20 protein-coding genes are annotated in these 16333 nt (G+C 48.8%); 16 read left to right on the forward strand and 4 right to left on the reverse strand.

From position 1 onward, the window contains the following. The first annotated feature begins 158 nt into the window (after positions 1–158). A complete protein-coding gene (locus tag QW772_07935) occupies positions 159–1652 on the forward strand; it encodes a carboxypeptidase M32 (GenBank protein ID MEM0038838.1) in 1494 nt (497 codons plus the stop codon). After that, the gene (locus QW772_07940) at positions 1649–1855 is read left to right on the forward strand and encodes a hypothetical protein (GenBank protein ID MEM0038839.1); all 207 of its coding nucleotides are present in this window, start codon (positions 1649–1651) and stop codon (positions 1853–1855) included. Before QW772_07935 ends, QW772_07940 begins: the two co-directional genes overlap by 4 nt. A 100-nt stretch (positions 1856–1955) precedes the next feature. Here QW772_07940 and QW772_07945 read toward each other — a convergent pair whose 3' ends face one another. Genes QW772_07945 through QW772_07955 form a run of 3 tightly spaced genes read right to left on the reverse strand, consistent with a single transcriptional unit; the run spans position 1956 to position 4175 of the window. Continuing rightward, entirely contained in the window at positions 1956–2627 is a 672-nt protein-coding gene (locus QW772_07945) for an ABC transporter ATP-binding protein (protein ID MEM0038840.1), read from the reverse strand. Next, the gene (locus QW772_07950) at positions 2621–3265 is read right to left on the reverse strand and encodes an ABC transporter permease (GenBank protein ID MEM0038841.1); all 645 of its coding nucleotides are present in this window, start codon (positions 3263–3265) and stop codon (positions 2621–2623) included. Before QW772_07950 ends, QW772_07945 begins: the two co-directional genes overlap by 7 nt. 4 nt (positions 3266–3269) lie before the next feature. Next, a complete protein-coding gene (locus QW772_07955) occupies positions 3270–4175 on the reverse strand; it encodes a substrate-binding domain-containing protein (GenBank protein ID MEM0038842.1) in 906 nt (301 codons plus the stop codon). Positions 4176–4282: 107 nt separating this feature from the next. On the opposite strand from QW772_07955, the gene QW772_07960 reads away from it, so the two are divergent. Both QW772_07960 and QW772_07965 read left to right on the forward strand, forming a co-directional pair. After that, on the forward strand, positions 4283–5326 hold the full coding sequence (locus tag QW772_07960; protein MEM0038843.1) for a substrate-binding domain-containing protein: 1044 nt from the start codon (positions 4283–4285) through the stop codon (positions 5324–5326). Positions 5327–5588: 262 nt separating this feature from the next. After that, entirely contained in the window at positions 5589–6623 is a 1035-nt protein-coding gene (locus tag QW772_07965; GenBank protein ID MEM0038844.1) for an ATP-binding protein, read from the forward strand. Between the two features lie 5 nt (positions 6624–6628). On the opposite strand, the gene QW772_07970 is transcribed toward QW772_07965, so the two are convergent. Then, the gene (locus QW772_07970; GenBank protein MEM0038845.1) at positions 6629–6772 is read right to left on the reverse strand and encodes a hypothetical protein; all 144 of its coding nucleotides are present in this window, start codon (positions 6770–6772) and stop codon (positions 6629–6631) included. A 56-nt stretch (positions 6773–6828) separates the two neighbouring features. Here QW772_07970 and QW772_07975 point away from each other — a divergent pair, with 56 nt between their 5' ends. The 12 genes from QW772_07975 (at position 6829) to QW772_08030 (ending at position 16322) form a co-directional block, all read left to right on the forward strand. Next, on the forward strand, positions 6829–8211 hold the full coding sequence (locus tag QW772_07975) for an RsmB/NOP family class I SAM-dependent RNA methyltransferase (protein MEM0038846.1): 1383 nt from the start codon (positions 6829–6831) through the stop codon (positions 8209–8211). 3 nt (positions 8212–8214) lie between these two features. Continuing rightward, positions 8215–8922: a nucleotidyltransferase domain-containing protein gene (locus QW772_07980; protein MEM0038847.1), complete on the forward strand. Its 708-nt coding sequence runs from the start codon at positions 8215–8217 to the stop codon at positions 8920–8922. Between the two features lie 178 nt (positions 8923–9100). After that, complete coding sequence (locus QW772_07985; protein ID MEM0038848.1) at positions 9101–9403, forward strand: monovalent cation/H+ antiporter complex subunit F; 303 nt, start codon at positions 9101–9103, stop codon at positions 9401–9403. Continuing rightward, positions 9396–9788, forward strand: coding sequence for a monovalent cation/H(+) antiporter subunit G (gene mnhG / locus QW772_07990; protein ID MEM0038849.1), 393 nt, complete (start codon positions 9396–9398; stop codon positions 9786–9788). Before QW772_07985 ends, mnhG begins: the two co-directional genes overlap by 8 nt. Next, positions 9788–10051: a DUF4040 domain-containing protein gene (locus QW772_07995; GenBank protein ID MEM0038850.1), complete on the forward strand. Its 264-nt coding sequence runs from the start codon at positions 9788–9790 to the stop codon at positions 10049–10051. The genes mnhG and QW772_07995 overlap by 1 nt, the downstream gene beginning before the upstream one ends. Further along, positions 10052–10864 (forward strand): Na(+)/H(+) antiporter subunit B, encoded by an 813-nt coding sequence (locus tag QW772_08000; GenBank protein MEM0038851.1) that lies wholly within the window; start codon positions 10052–10054, stop codon positions 10862–10864. It begins immediately after the preceding gene. Continuing rightward, a complete protein-coding gene (locus QW772_08005; protein ID MEM0038852.1) occupies positions 10845–11285 on the forward strand; it encodes a sodium:proton antiporter in 441 nt (146 codons plus the stop codon). The genes QW772_08000 and QW772_08005 overlap by 20 nt, the downstream gene beginning before the upstream one ends. After that, positions 11269–11775, forward strand: coding sequence for a Na+/H+ antiporter subunit E (locus QW772_08010; protein ID MEM0038853.1), 507 nt, complete (start codon positions 11269–11271; stop codon positions 11773–11775). Before QW772_08005 ends, QW772_08010 begins: the two co-directional genes overlap by 17 nt. Before the next feature lie 10 nt (positions 11776–11785). Next, the gene (locus QW772_08015) at positions 11786–13447 is read left to right on the forward strand and encodes a proton-conducting transporter membrane subunit (protein ID MEM0038854.1); all 1662 of its coding nucleotides are present in this window, start codon (positions 11786–11788) and stop codon (positions 13445–13447) included. 99 nt (positions 13448–13546) lie between these two features. Next, positions 13547–15079, forward strand: a complete 1533-nt coding sequence (locus QW772_08020; protein MEM0038855.1) for a complex I subunit 5 family protein — start codon at positions 13547–13549, stop codon at positions 15077–15079. After that, positions 15076–15438: a hypothetical protein gene (locus QW772_08025; protein MEM0038856.1), complete on the forward strand. Its 363-nt coding sequence runs from the start codon at positions 15076–15078 to the stop codon at positions 15436–15438. Before QW772_08020 ends, QW772_08025 begins: the two co-directional genes overlap by 4 nt. Further along, positions 15414–16322, forward strand: coding sequence for an NADH-quinone oxidoreductase subunit H (locus QW772_08030; GenBank protein MEM0038857.1), 909 nt, complete (start codon positions 15414–15416; stop codon positions 16320–16322). The genes QW772_08025 and QW772_08030 overlap by 25 nt, the downstream gene beginning before the upstream one ends. Positions 16323–16333: the final 11 nt, after the last annotated feature.

Consider the following 16333-nt stretch of genomic DNA (forward strand, 5'->3'; position numbering starts at 1 on the left):
ATGCTAGCGCTGGTGTGGGTGTTGAGGGGTAGCTGGCTGAAACCTGTGATAAAGACATGAGCGGTAACGGGGTTTCGATGCCATAATGTACTGCTTGCGTGTGGTCTCACCTAAACGCGTTTATAATCACGTACCCCGATTTCTACTGGGTGATTTCAATGTATTTCGTAAACGAGGCTGTTAAGGAACTCCTGAAGCTTTACAGGAGGGTGTGGGCCTTATCGCATGCAATGTCCGTTATGGGATGGGACTTAGAGACGTACATGCCTGCCGAGGGCATTGAAGAGAGGAGCGTCGCCCATGCCGAGTTAAGCCTCATGGTTCAAGAGTCTCTACTTCGCAGGGAGTTCCTTGAAGCTCTTGAAAGGGCTTCAAAGCAGGAGTCCTTAAACGATTATGAAAGGGGAGTAGTGAGGGTTCTCGGGAGGGAGGTCAGGATCGCCAAGGCATTGCCTCCGAAACTTGTTGAGGAGTTGGCCAGGGTGACTCAGGAGGGTAGGATGGCATGGAAGGCCGCTAGGGAAAAGAACGACTTCACCACGTTCAAACCGTACCTGGAGAAGATCGTCGAGTTAACTAGAGAGAAAGCCAACTACCTGGGGTTTAAGGAGCACCCGTACGACGCTTTGCTCGATCTTTACGAGGAGGGCATGACTGTCAGGGATGTTGAAGCGATGTTCACGTACTTAGAGCCTAACGTCAAGAAGGTCTTGGAGAGAGTTATGAGTGAGGGTAGGTATCCAGCCGAACATCCGCTAGAGAAGGAGAGGTACTTAAGGGAGGAGGCGGAGAGGCTTAACTTTATGGTTCTTGAGGCGTTCGGGTTCCCGCTTGGGAGCAGAGCCAGACTGGATGTGTCAGCACACCCGTTCACAATCAACATGGGTGTGAGGGACGTTAGGATAACCACTAGATATGAAGGCGTTGACTTCAAGAGAACCCTCTTCAGCGTTATTCATGAGTTCGGTCACGCTCTCTACGAATTGCAGGTGGATGAGGAACTTAGATACACGCCGATCGGTAGCGGTGTGTCACTCGGTATTCATGAGTCCCAGAGCAGGTTCTGGGAAAACATAGTAGGTAGGTCCAGAGCCTTCGTCGAGTCGTTCATAGATGGGATCGCATCTGTAGGTCCTGCTAAGGGCCGGGACGCTGAGGACATATACAGGTACTTCAACACAGTGAAACCATCGCTGATTCGCGTGGACGCGGATGAGGTCACCTACAACCTTCACATAGCATTGAGGTTTAAGCTGGAGAAGTTATTGATCACGGGCGAGGTGAAGGTGTCTGAGCTCCCGGAGCTGTGGGACTATGAAATGGAGAAGCTCCTCGGCGTGAGACCTAAGAACTATTCCGAGGGGGTCCTGCAGGATATCCACTGGAGCATGGGTTCTATAGGCTACTTCCCCACCTATTCCCTAGGCACGATACTCTCGGCCCAGATATCTCACTACATGAGCAGGGATCTCGGGGATCTACAGGTGTTAATACTTAATAAGGAGTTCCAGCGCATTAAGGAGTACCTAAGGCAGAAAATACACAGGTGGGGGGCAACGTATCCACCGAAAGAGCTACTCCAGAAAGCCTTCAGCACGACCCACGACCCTACCTACTTTGTCGAGTACTTAGAAAACAAGTACCTGAAGTGATCAGATCCTGGAGAGGAATTGCTCCCAAGGCTGTCGATCTGCGTAGCCACGTTGTCAACATAGTCCTGGATGGCTTAAGGCACCCCCTAAGGATCAGAGGCAACATCCACGTAATAGGGGTCAAAGCGATCTCCAGGTTGGTGTCAGCTAATGAGCCGCTGGAAGGATGCGTTGGTTCAGTCGGACTGCCGACATGTACTTAGGAGAGGCCATGGGCAACGCGTCTAACTAAGATCCACTAACCAAGTGAGTTAAGCAAGGAACTGAGGGGGACTACAGCGTTCTTCGCCTGTGGACGGAGTTTCAATAGTCTGTCGCGGTGAAGGTCCCGCCCTCCAACGTGATTACCCTTGCTGTGTTGAATCTCCTTAGATAGTTAACTTGATGCGATGACATGATTACGGTTGTGTTAGATTTAAGCCTTCTAACTAACGAGTTCATAAGTGTTTCCCTCTTCACGCTGTCCAAGTGCGCTAGAGGTTCATCGAGTACTAGGGCCTCTGGGTTCAAGGCAAGGGCACGAGCCAGAGCCACTAGTTGTGCTTGACCGGCCGAGAGTTTACGTGCGTTCACTGACCGATGTTCCCAGATCCCTAACTCCTCAAGAACTTCCCTCGCAGCCTTGAACGCCTCGTCGCTGGCTATCCCCCTTAATGACAATCCGTACATGACGTTATACAGTACTGAGCCTCTCAGCATTATCGGTCTTTCATGGACGTAAGTTACTCTCCTTCGTAGGAGGGTTCTCTCTTCATCACTTAGCCTCCAGACGCTGACCCCGTCTACGACGATGTCTCCCTTGGTCGGTCTGTACATCGTTGCCACTATCTTGAGCAACGTGGTCTTACCACTCCCGTTATGCCCAGTGATTACAACGAACCTCCCGCTTTCAACTTGCAGTGAGACTCCTTTAAGAACCCATTCGCTTGAATTGGGATACTGGAACCACACGTCCCTGAGCTCTACGTCTACCATCCCTCATACACCTTACTCAAGTACTTCAATATCATTGCTACGACTATCATGATGGTCAGTAGGATGATACCTAACACTACTGCTTCTTCGAATTCCCCTCTCGAGACGCCAAGGGCTATGGTAGTCGTGGCTACGCGTGTGTACCCACTTATGTTGCCGCCTACCATCATAGCAACACCTAATTCACCCACCGCTCTTGAGAAACCCATTATGGCTGACGCCAGGATTCCCGGTGCGGTTTCCCTCAGAACGAGACCCATCATCTGAGGCCTGCTGGCCCCTAGGCTGAGAGCCAGTTCGAAATATGATGTGACCGAGTTCCTCAACATCCTGTAGCTGGTCGATACTATCAAAGGGGTCACGAGTATCGCTTCCCCGATTATCATGGCTTGAGGAGTGTAGAGTAGCCGTAGCGACGCGAGGGGGCCGGAAGAACTGAAGAGGAAGTAGAGTAGGAGCCCAAGTAGAACTGTTGGCATGCCTACTAGGGTCTCCATTAACGCCTCAATAAACCCCGCACTCCGCTTGAGCGCTAAGGCGTACGAGGCCGGGACGCTCCAGCTTAGTGAAATCAGGGTTGCCACACCAGAGATGTAGAGTGATCTCAAGACTATGTCCGCGGTCTCACTACTCAGCAAGCCCTCACCCCTGGGAAGCCAGCGACGTCCATAACTCCTTAAGCTCCTTCTCTTTCTCGCTAGCCGGAAGGAACACAGTAGTGCCGTACTTCTTCGTATTAAATGTTCGAAGCAGTTCCTCCTGATTAGAGGATAGGAAATCCACGAAGTACTCAGCGTACTTTCTCTCATTATCATGGCACCTATTAGCCACGTACACGCTGTATATGTTGATGAGCATTGGGTCACTCTCATTTAAGTAGAGAATCTTAAGCTTCTGTAGCCTCCCAGCTTTAGTGAGTGTTAGATATGTTCCTAGGTCACTCAACGTGTAGGAGCCCAGCTCATCAGCTATAATCAACGCCTCACTCATACCGCAACCACAGTCCTTATACCACGTCGCGCCTTCTAGATTCAGACCGGTTTCACTCCAGAGCCTCAGCTCTCTGGCATGAGTCCCAGAGCCGTCGCCCCTACTCACGAAGGATGCACGACCTGCCTCGCCGGATTTAAATATCATCTTGAACGCCATAATTATGCTGGTAACTCTGGAGGCGTTGGCCGGATCATCGGCCGGACCCACCAGGATGAAGTAGCTATAAGCGAAAATCCTTCCCTCACCTATAACGCCGTTCTCCAGGTACTGCTTCTCCAAACCCGGGTCATGAGTAAGTACTGCGCAGACATCACCACGCTCAGCCATTCTTAGGGCCGCGCCCGTCCCTACAGCGATGAATTCAACCCTGACACCGGGGTTCGCCCCCGTGAATTCCTCAGCTATGTAGTCAAGCAGCCCAGTAGCGTGGAGTGAGGTGGTCGTTGATATTCTGATCCTCAAAACTCGTTGTTGGTGAGCAACATAGTATGTTATGAGAAGCGTGAACGCGATGACTGTAAGCACTAAGGCAATCCTGACTGCATTTCTAGGCATCAGGTCACACCAATTAACGTGATTAAGATATTTCTAAAATATTTCGTTATTGAGATACCAATAACGCTTATATTAGTTCAGATCATGTATTCTATCGGTCAACGTTAATGAGCGTGAAGGATTTAATAATTCGTTACAGTGTGGTCATAGAGTCACGTGGCGAGCGCGTTATCGACGATGGCGCGGCTAAGATCCTCAGGACTTTGAGGGAGACAGGATCTATTCTAGCGACCTCAAGGATTTTGGGAATACCATACTCAAGGGTCTGGGAGACAATGAACAAGATTGAACGCGCTGCAGGCAGGAGGATCGTTGAAGGGAGGCGAGGTGGTAAGGGCGGAGGAGGTGTCAGGCTAACGAGGTTTGGCGAGGAACTCCTGACCCTCTACGACATTGCTAAGTCCAGACTGGAGGGTCTTGGTCTCATTGGACCGTCGCACAGTACCCCTTCCAAGCCCGACTTGACTGTGGCCCACAGTCATGACCCGGTATTGGCTTCTATTATATCGATGCTCTCTAGGAACGGTGTTAACGTGAATAGCTTCTGCGTTGGGTCCGGACTCTCACTAGCTATGCTCTCATTAGGAAGTGCTGACGTTGCCTGTATTCACCTCTACGACCCACATACGGGGCTTTACAATAAGCCATTCATGGAGAGGTTTTGGCTAGGGGACAATACTGTTTTAATAGGTAGCTATGCTAGAGAGCTAGTCCTGGCTTATAGGAGGGAGCTAGAATTTGAGGACCTCGATGACGCGCTACTGAGGATCCTCAACGGCGAAGTGAGGGTAGCGTTTAGGAACAGGGGCTCAGGCACTAAGGAATACCTAGAGCACATTCTGAAGAAGAAAGCTGATGAGTTCAAACGCGACTTAAGCATGGTTCAAGGTATTGGAACAGAACTCCAAACGCATGAGGAAGTAGCCAACTCAATAGCGACCGGTAAGGCCGACGTAGGACTAACGCTACGCTACACAGCCGAGAACCACGACCTAGAGTGGATCCATGTAACGTGGGAACCATATGAGTGTTACGCCTTGAAGGACAGGGTTTCCAGCCCTGGTATAGCGAAGATGAGGGATGTTATGAACTCCGAGTCACTTAAGAACTTATTGAGTACCTTACCCGGATACAAGACCTCAATATCCTAAGACCCTACCTTCGGTAACTGATAGGCACAGCCTAAGGGACGAGGAGATCGAGAGATATCCTGTAGAACTACTGGATCCCGTGCTACATGCTTAAAACACGTAAAGCGTCATAATTATCCTACTGAGGAGTCACGGTGGTATGCTAACCAACTTCAAAACGCCGTAGTAATTGCACTATGGATACAATCTACGGCCGGAAAGTTGTCCTCATACCTAAGGCTTATAAGTTCTCCCGTAGAACTATAGTTCTGGGGGAGAACAATTGCTGTTCGACCCGAGGCCTAAGACTAATAGGGGTGAGCTTTTCGGAAGGGATCGCGAGCTTGAATCACTTCACGCCAACGTTGATGTGCCCATTACGATCATTACTGGTGTTAGGAGGGTTGGGAAAACCTCTCTTTTAAGTGTATTTCTTAATGAGGTGAGTATTCCGAGCATTATGGTTGATCTAAGAGGTCTGCGTACTAACTACGGTCTGCGGGATCTATACAGTCTGCTCTCTAGGGCCTTTTCATCAAGGTTCGAGAAGCTCTATGATGTTCTTAGGTCCATATCAGGTGTAAGGATTAATGGTATTGAGGTAGAGATTAGGTGGAAGGGTAGAGGTTCGCTCACGCTTTCCTCGCTCTTTGATGCTCTTAACAGGAAGAGGGTGATAGTAGCTTTCGACGAGGCTCAGAAGCTCAGAGGTCCCCGTTCTCAGGAATTCCTTAACGCGCTTGCGCACGCGTATGACTACGATAGGAATGTAACGTTCATACTGACTGGTTCGGAGGTCGGTCTACTCTACGGGTTTCTAGGAATTGATAGGTCGGACTCATCATTATACGGAAGGTACTGTCTTAACCTCGGGCTTGAGAGATTCGATGAGAGCGCTTCACTCGAATTCCTGAGAGCAGGATTCAAGGAATTAGGTATGTATGTGGAAAGCGAAGTTCTGGAAATGGCTGTAGAGGAGTTCGATGGTATACCTGGTTGGTTGACACTCTTTGGTAACGAGTACTCAAGAGGTAATAAGAACATATCTAGGATAAAGGAGCTAGCTATAGATATAGCTATTGGGGAACTCCAAAACATCGTTAAAGAGAGAGGTAGGAGGTACGCATTAGTTCTTAGAGGAATAGCGGAAGGGCGTGGTACCTGGAACGGCTTGAGAAGATACGTTGAAGAAAAGGAGGGGACCACGATATCGTCGAGCATACTGTACAACGTAGTGAAAAACTTAGAAGACATGAGCATAGTCCATAATTACAGGTTCTTAGACCCCATATATAGGGAAGCAGCTCTTAGAATTTGAGGGCATCAGAGCCCTAATCGATAATCAAGACACACGTGATCGGTGATATGGTGGACATAAGATCCGCTGGAGATCTCCATATGTCTGATGAAGAGGTCCACGTAGAAGTCCTCGCTAGTTAAGCTCTCTTTGTGGTGGAGTATCCTCATGATCTTCTTGTAGGGCTATCTTGAAATTAAATTTAAAAGCCTCATCCCAACCATAAATGGCGAGGTCTTCGAACATAATGGGTGTTAAAGGGCCTTATGAGTTCGAGCACGTTGACGTGATCGCGTTAATTGAGGCGGTCAAGCTAGCTGAGAGGGTCAAGCCTGCACAACAAGCGAAGAGGGATGCCTTTAGGAGATTCAACATTTTAGGCACCAGACGTGACCCACCACTCACTGCAATCTTCCACAGCATAATGTTGAGGCTGGGGTTAATTGACTGCATTGTTAGGGACATCACGGGGGTCGTGAACCCTCTGCTCCTGGACGCGACCTTAAGAGCGGTTTTGAGAGTCTTCATAGGTTTAGGGGTCTTCTGCCGGGATAGGGTCAAGTTTCAAGACTTCAACATGATCAAGAACAGGGTCTCGCAATACCTGTCAGAGAACAGCCACCCGTACTCAGGCATGTGGTTCTGGGATGTCGTTGAGACCTTGATGAAATACGAGTATAAACCGCGGACGCCTGAGGATGAGTTAGTGGCTAAGTACTTGCTTCCCACCTGGTATGTTAGGAAAATCCAGAACCTGATAGGTGAGGAGCATGCAGAGGAGCTTTTCAAGGCATTCCTCAGGGTTCCTAAGATAGCCATCAGAGTTAATACATTGAAGTCCTCCGTCGAGGAAGTATTTAAGGCCTTCCAGGAATGTGGCGTTAAGGAACTTGAAGTGTCTCGTATTGTACCTACTGTAATCAAGTTTAAAGGGCCCTTCAACTTTGATAGGTCAAACCTGGTTAGAGAGGGAAAGATAGTGGTTCAGGATGAGGCTGCCGCCCTAGCGGCAATCCTTCTAGATCCTAAGCCGGGTGAGGTGGTGGTCGACATAGCGGCCGCCCCCGGTGGCAAGACTCAATTCATTGGTGAGCTAATGAGGGATGAAGGAATTATCTACGCCTTCGACGTGGATCAACCACGTATCAGTAAGATGAGAAGATTACTCAAAGGAACGGGCGTCACTATAGTGAGGATATATAGGAGGGACGGTAGAGATGCTCCCAACTTACTCGGGGAGGACATTGCAGATAAGGTTCTCGTGGACCCTCCATGCAGTTCGGACGGGACTCTTATGAAAAATCATGACCTGAGGTGGAGGCTTGTCGAGGATGAGGTGCCTAAGCTCGCACAGCTCCAGTATGAGTTGTTGCTAGCTGGGCTCAGGTTACTTAAGCGAGGTGGGCGTCTACTCTACTCAACTTGCTCCTTATTAAGGGAGGAGAATGAAGATGTGGTGCTTCGTGCCCTTAAGAAGAGGAGGGACGTAAGGTTAATTCCTCTTAAGGGACCCTATGACGAGGGCTTTATTGAGGGCACTATGAGGGCATGGCCTCAGAAACACGGCACAACAGGCTTCTTCTACGCTCTCCTTATTAAGGAGGGATAACTCTTGAGTCCAGTACCGCGGCACAAAGTGCAGAGAGCGCCTGAATTCAGGGAAGTGATTTACGGCCCCGCTACATGGGAGCTGTTGAGGAGATTGAGGGTTAAGGCGATAAAGATAGTCGAGGCGCTAAATGGCTGTGGTTTCAACGCGATAGTGCATGGATCCCTTGCCAGAGGGGATGTCACTCCATCAAGCGATGTGGATGTGGTAATCACATACTTGATACAACCCTACAGAGCTGTCCTCTGCCTTGAGGATTCAGGATTCACCATCTACAAGCAATATGTGGTCAAGGCTACGCCGGCCGCTACGCCTAAGGCATATATGGAGCTCGATGCGGACGGCAAGGAAGTGGTTTCGTTCCCGCTTCAAGAAACTACTAACACAGAGTGGGAATTCTATAGATTTGGCGGTACAGTCGCCCTACATGAGTTAAGAAGCGGCGTAAGAGTTCCAGGCGTCAATAAGAACCTGGTTCTCATAATTCCCACGGATAGGGGGCACATCGAAGCACCGGTCATAGACTACGAAGCATACGTAGCATCCATACTCGGGGTATCTATTAACGTGGTTCACGAGAGGGTCAGGCTACTGACCAGAAGGGATAGGCTTGGAAGGACGGGGACCTACCTCACATACGTTCTTAAAACGAACGAAAGTTTTGAAGAGGCGCTCACGAAGTTAAAGAAGGAAGGTAAGCTAACCCTCTAACACTGTTCCGGCCCCCCTTAGAGGGATTACACTTTTCACTATGTACAGGTAAGGGACTGTAGGCAACGAAATACGTTGAATCATAGATTCACTAGACTTTTTAAGGGGTTCCCGCTTCTTTCAAGAATGTGATGTCATCCCTAGTTAAAACCTTATAAAGCCGCCTGTTCTAGAAAGTATGGGTCGGATGTTAATGATTGATTTAGAGTGGTGGGTGGAATCATGCCTTACTCTGCTAATGATCCCCTACTTTGTAGCTTTCCTCCTTTATATGGTTAGGATACTTAAGGGTCCTACACTATCGGACAGGGTGTTGGCGGTCGATGCCCTAGGTTATGACTTGGCCGCCTTCATGACGGTTCTCACGATCCTTCTGAAGTCCCCTATAATCATAGTGTGTAGCGTTGTTCTGATTCTGTGGATCTTCTCACTTGACATATACGTCGCTAAATATCTTGAGGCAAAGGAATTGGGTGGTTGACTTGGCCTCGCCCGTTGACTGGTTGTTAGTTATAGCGGGTCAAGTCCTGATAACTGTAGGTGTTTTCTGCGATCTCGTTGCCTCAATATCCATGATAAGATTTCCTAACTTCTACACCAGACTGCATGCCGCCACAGTGGGGAGTATAGGAGGTGCTTTCGTGCCTATAATTGGGGTTGCCTTAGTTGCTGCAGGCTCTGAGTTCCTGGGTGTTTATAGGTGGTTTTTATGCGGCGCCTCCTTAGTAATCGCCTTTGTTGAACTACTGCTTGCCGGAGCAGGCAGTCATGCTCTTGCCAGGGCAACCCACAGAGCCAAGGCAGCACCCGTAATGCCGGTTATCGTGGATCAGCTAGAGGAGGACAGAAGCAGAGGTGAGGTATGATGGACTACGTGGACCTGGCCTTCGTGCTGATGGGTTCTGTGGCACTTCTTTCCGTCGCATTTACATTCCTGGCCATTAGGACCAGGGACTTAATGAACGCCGTTATATTCTCGTCCGTCCAAAGCATAGCATACGCCCTGATTTATTTCTTGTTAATGGCTCCTGACATAGTCTTAGTATACATAGCCGTCTCTGTAGGGATATACCCGCTTATCCTCATACTCCTCATAAAGAAGGTCGGCAGATTAGAGGTGACGGGCTAAATGTTGAGAGACGCGGTATTCACCACGTTGCTAATCATAGTCATCATAGCTCTTACCTACCTAACATACTCAGGAGGCCTTGGCGACCTGCCGCCGCAAGACATTAGGTTGATAGCCAAGAACTATCTAAACCTGACCTACAATCGCGATGCCTACTGGTTATGGACTGCCTCGCCGGAAGCGGTAAGCGCTATCGTCTGGGACTATAGAGGACTTGACACGCTCTTTGAGACGGCAGTGTTTTACGGGGCAATACTTGCTGCTTTAACCGTCTTTAGAGGTGTGGCGAAACTGCCTGATACTGCAGGCAGTGCAGGACTAAGCCTAGTTGTGAAGAGAAGTACAGCCCTCGTCACATTGGCGATATTAACAGTCGCAACGTCCACGGCTCTCCACGGCCACCTGACGCCCGGCGGAGGCTTCCAGGGTGGTGCTATAGCATCAATAGCCCCTTTATTACTTCTAGTGGTCTTCGGCAGGAGGTTCTTCACCGATAATAGAATAACTTACGGCAAGCTACTCACACTTAGGAACATATCCTTATCTCTGCTCGGCATCTCCACCCTGACTATTTTGCTCTACGGCCTGCTCATCAACGCGTCAGGGTACATATTCCAGAATCAGGCTAAAGCAACGTCCCCACTCTCCTATCCTTCGCACATACTTGACGTACCACTTGGAGGCACTATATTCTTCCTTAACCTATTTGAGTTCCTTGCAGTGACTAGCGGCTTCACATTGGTGTTCACAATACTTCTAAGTAGTGAGGAGATATTGAGCAAGGAATTTGAAGGTGAGGATCATGGATATTGAGCTAGTTATATTTATGTTCATGCTTACAGTGATGTCGCTCTATTTCAACTTTGCGATCTCACTCTACGGTGTTGTAGCGAAGGTAAATTTAGTGAAGAAGCTCATAGCGCTGACAATCCTTCAGGACACCATCAACATATTCACAGTATTAGTTGGTTATAGGCTATTGCGACCAGGGTTAACTCTTCAGCCGCCAGTAGTGATAGACCTAAACCCCACGCCGGAGGTCATTAAGGAGTTCGTTACGAGATCTGTGGATCCGCTTCCTCAAGCATTCGTTTTAACGGCTGTAGTTATAGGTCTCGCGGTGACGCTCTTCCTAACCACTATAGTGCTTCATGTAAGCCGCCACTTCAAAACTGTAAACGTAGATGAAATAGGAAGGTTGAAGAGGGGGTACATACATGAAGAGGCTGTGTAAAGCCGTAGTTCCCATCCTGCTTTCGTTTACCATATACATAGTATATACCGGGTCTCTCAGGCTGTATGACATAGTCACGGGATTGTTGGTTGCAGTGATAGTTGGATCCCTCACTTCAGGTCTTCTAGTAGAGGACTGGAAGAAGGCGTTAGACGTGAGGAGGTTTATACACCTGCTCAGGTTTGCAGTGAGATACTTGTTGGTGGATGAGGTCAAAGCGCACCTGCTTGTCATAAAATTAGGGCTGAGGCCTAAGCTCGACCTGAGACCCGCCATAATTAGGATGCCTATAAAGTCCAGAAACGACTACGGTATAACCCTGGTCTCCCTCTCCATAACCAACACCCCAGGAACCGTTGTGGTCGATCTAAGCAAGGAGAAGGGAAACATATACGTTCACTGGATATACGCCACGACCACTGAGCCTGAGGAGTCATACCGGGAAGTCAGTGAGGTATTTGACAAGTACGCACTGAGGATTTTCGGGTAGGTGATGAGGTATGAACGATCTGGCAGTCGGTCTAACCACTATGCTACCGACGGTAGTTGCTTTCATTACGCCTCTCTTAACGCTTAAGTTCAGGTCACGCGCTCTCTACGCCACCTTAACCGTTATGACCACATCATCCGTGTGGCTCTTAACGCTCCTCTGCCTAATGAGCACAGTGAGAGGTGAGGTGCTTACATACGCGTTCGGTGGATGGCCACCCCCATTGGGGATTGTTTACGTAGTGGATTTCCTCAACGGAACGCTGGGCTTTCTAGCAGCAACTTTATTCCTGCTTGCCTCCATCTACATGTTCTGGTATTTCAATGTATTAGAATCTGGGCATGAGTGGCTCTCAACACTGACCCTCATACTACTGACTGGCGTGATGGGATGTCTATACACTGGTGACCTTTTCAATTTCTTCGTGATGCTTGAGGTTCTCAGCATATCCTCCTATGCTCTAGTGACTTTCTTCAGGAGGAGGAGATGGGCTGTCGAGGCGGCAATGGCTTACAGCTTCATAGGGGCCTTAGCGACCATGCTGTTCTTCTTCGGTGTGATATTTATATACGCATCATTCGGCACCGTCAACATAGCTGACCTAATTATCAAGGCGCATGGACTGTCGGGCTTAGACACGAACTCCTTAGAGACTTGGTCCGGCACGTGCGCTGGGAGCTGGTGCTATGGGAACGTGTTCATAAGTTCAGCACTGGCCGTTGCTTTCATGCTCTGGGCCCTGAACTTCGAGGCAGGCATATTCCCGAACAATTATTGGATGCCCAGCGCCTACACTGAGTCGCCGACCCCCGCTTCAGCCCTCTTCGCGGGCATAGTGGACAAGGTAGGCACCTACGGCGTCTTAAGACTCTTCCTAACAGTGTTTACAGGGTATGGCTCCACACTGATGTTCTCTGTAGGAGGCTTCGTGTTCAGGGACCTCATACTAGTGGCTCTCAGTACTCTGGGCTTAATAACTGGGTACCTGGGCGCTCTGCTAATGTTTCCTCAGATGAACGTTAAGAGATTACTAACATACTCAACGATAAGCCACATAGGAATAATATTCACCGCATTCGGTGCCTTCCTCTCACACGTAAGTCCCACCACGTCGGCGGAGGCGCTTGCTGGGGTGATACTCCACATGATCACGCACGCGCTTGGAGAGTTTCTACTCTTCATAGGTCTTGGCACTCTATCCATAATGACTGGATCAACCAACCTTAGTAGAATGTACGGTATAGGGGCCCGGCACCCCGCGCTCACAGCCTCCATAATCGTAGGATTCTTAAGCTTGCTTGGGGTGATGCCCCTCGCAGGGTTCTTCAGTAAGTACATAATGTTCACAGCCTTAATGGAGGCGGGTCTTACCGTGCATGCCATCTCAATAGTGCTTATTTCAGGCATTTCAGCCCTCGGCTACTTCAAAGTCATCTACGCCTTGATAATAGGTAAGAGGAGGGAGAACGCTGTTAAGGAGGCACGACTCTACGTCCCGACCGCAGTGACTGCGGTCCTAGCGGTAGCGTTAGTAGTTTTAGGCATCTTCCTTGCTCAGGGGGTACTGATCACTACATTCATGAATCAAATAGCAAGCCTAACAAGTGTTGAGAGCGTAATTAAGTACGTCAACGAAGTAAGCAAGTTAAGCTGGTTTTTGAGGGGCGCTTAAATATGTTTAAGTTTATCGATCCATACCTTATATATGAGGAAACATATTTAAATACTTTTAAACTTAGTAAACATGAGTTAAGCGGGAGGTAATGATCTGTTGGAGTTGATTGAGGACTGGATGATTTTGTATGTGATGGCGTTTACATCGTTTTCCTTATGCATACTGGGCAATGTGCTCAGAAGTAAAGCATCTCTGATCTCCCTCATTTTAAGGGAGTCCTCAGCCACATTACTGACGCTCTACTCCCTGTTTATAGCGAGTAGCCCTCTTGGTCTGATTCGAGGCACGCTTGCCCTCCTCACCGCATTGATAGCTGTCTTTGTAATACCGTACACAAACGGTTACGAACGGCACAAGTATCCTGGAAGGAATCTCTCCATCATAGTAGACATGTTTGTTTTAAGTATCTACATGGTCTTCGTCTCCGAGACTTTGCTGACGTTCATAATGTTCTGGCTCTTCGCCGAGATCGTGGGCTTTTTCACTATAGTCTTCGAGGTTGAGAGGAGGACTTTGATAGCGGGTCTTAGATACTTAATAGTGTCTATGGTTCCAGCAGACGTGGCTTTGTTGAGCATACTTGGAGTATCGGCGATCAAGTACGGGTTCGCTCAAGCACTTCAAATGCCGATTAACGACATAGCTACTCCTTTGCAGGGTTTAAATCCGGCGTTACACTTGATAATAGCTCTCGGATTTCTTGCGAAAGCTGCTGTAGCACCTCTACACTTCTGGTTGCCTGACGCGCACTCACTGGCACCTGCACCTGGTTCAGCTATCTTGTCTGGAGCCATGGTCAAGATGGGTGTCTACGGCCTGTTGCTGATAATTCCAGCAGTGGATTCTCCTTACGTGCATTACACCCTACTGACTCTCGCGTCTCTGACCGTTGTTTATGGAGGGCTTCAAGCCCTAATTCAAGCAGATATAAAGAGGATTCTGGCCTACAGCACTATCGAAAATACTGGATTAATAACCTTGGCGGCAGTGTCCTACAAGTGCTTCAACGTGAATCTACTCCTCACCGCGGCAGTCGTGTATTCACTAGCCCACGGCTTATTCAAAGCGTCCTTGTTCATGAACTCAGGCACTGTTGAGATAATAACCCATACAAGAGACATAAGTAAGCTGGGCTATCTGGCCAGGGTGTCAAGCAGACCAGCCCTTACAACGTTGCTCTCCGTCCTCTCCCTCATTGGCGCCCCACCTATGCTGGGTTTTCTGGGCAAGATATTACTTCTCGCTGGATTGGTCTCAATATATCAGGTGTCAATGACCGCAGCCGTGGTGCTGGTGGTTGTGGCTGCTTTAGGGGCTGCACTAGCGGTTGCCTACGGCTTAAGATACATAACGGTTTACTGGGGATCCGCATTACCTAAAGAGCTGGTGAAATCAAGACCTAACCCAGGCACCGAACTACCTGAATTAAGTCTCTCTCTTCTTAATCTCTTGACGACGCTCCCACTCTATGCAGTTCTAGTCTTATCAGGCTTTCTAGTATTGGATCTCCTGTACATAGTGCCTATGAGCCTGGCCACAATAATGATGCTATCACTTATATACTACATCTACTCCTATATTAGGAGGAGTGCCAGGGAGGAATCCTGGTTAGGGGGCGCCCTGCCTTGAGTTCTGAATCGGCCTCTATTATGGCTAGGTTGGAAGACTTAATACGTAAGTACTTAAGGAAGCTCATCCCTAGCTCGGTTAAAATGAGCTTCTACTACGATATAGGTCAGAACTTCGAAGGCGGTGAAAGAACTCTCGCGTATTACGTGCTTGACGCTGCCAGCCGTTTGTACAAGATGTTCAGCGTGAGTGAGAGATCCCTCTACAAGCACTACACTACTTTCGTCAAGGACCTCATAAACGTTACGTCCGCAGTGGAGGATGCACTATCGTTTACCTCACTATACATGAACCTTCTAGTCGTTTTCGCAATGTTACTTATGGTGTTCTGGGCATGGAGACCTCAGCAGCTTCCGTAACCTCGCTACTGACGACAGGCGTACTGCTCTTCCTTCCACCTCTCCTTGACAGTGTGGAGAGGAAGGTGAGAGCTAAGATTCAGAGCAGAATTGGTCCGCCCACGCTCCTTCAGACGTGGTACGACCTGATAAAACTATGCGTCAAGGAGTTGAAGATCCCGGCAAGCGGCGAGCCCTCAATCCTGCTGACTTCGCTCTCTCTCATAGCATCCATTACAGCGTTATATCTTGTGATGTACTCAGCCATCTTGCTGCCTTCGTCATTGAGTCCAATCACTCTCGCATCTCTTCTAATCTTGATAACAGCATCGCATAGCTTAACGCTCATGGCATCAGCAACTACGTCGAATCCGTTCGCGGTAATAGGTAGTTACAGGGGCGTGTTTCTGGCACTGCTCAACGAATTCGGCATTATTTCAGGCAGCATTTTAGCTATCTACACAGGATTTGGACTTGCCACCAACTACACGCTATCCAATCTTGTTGTATATCTTTTGAGTCTCTCCATCCTTCTGGTGGCATCATACGTCGGCGGGGGCAGGTTACCCTTTGACATACATGAAGCGGAACCGGAGCTGGCATCCGGGGTTCTCATAGAGTTCAGTGGTAAGTTGCTTGCACTGTATATATACGTGCATCTACTAACAAGGTATGTTCTATCGTTGCTCGTATCGGTAGCACTTATAACTCCTTTCACGTCATCGAGTAGCATACTCATACTTCTTTCCGCGACGGTTGTGACCTCACTGTTGCTCTACGTGCTGTACGGCGTGACTGCAGCGCTCCTTGGAAGAACCCGTGTTGACATAGGTATTAAGTCACTGCTTACGTACTACGCAGTTGTTTTAATTGCTTTGGTGATTTTTACTTGGATACGTATTTAATCGTAAATAAC

The organism is Zestosphaera sp. (genome assembly GCA_038727705.1).
Taxonomy (GTDB): Archaea; Thermoproteota; Thermoprotei_A; order Sulfolobales; family NBVN01; genus Zestomicrobium.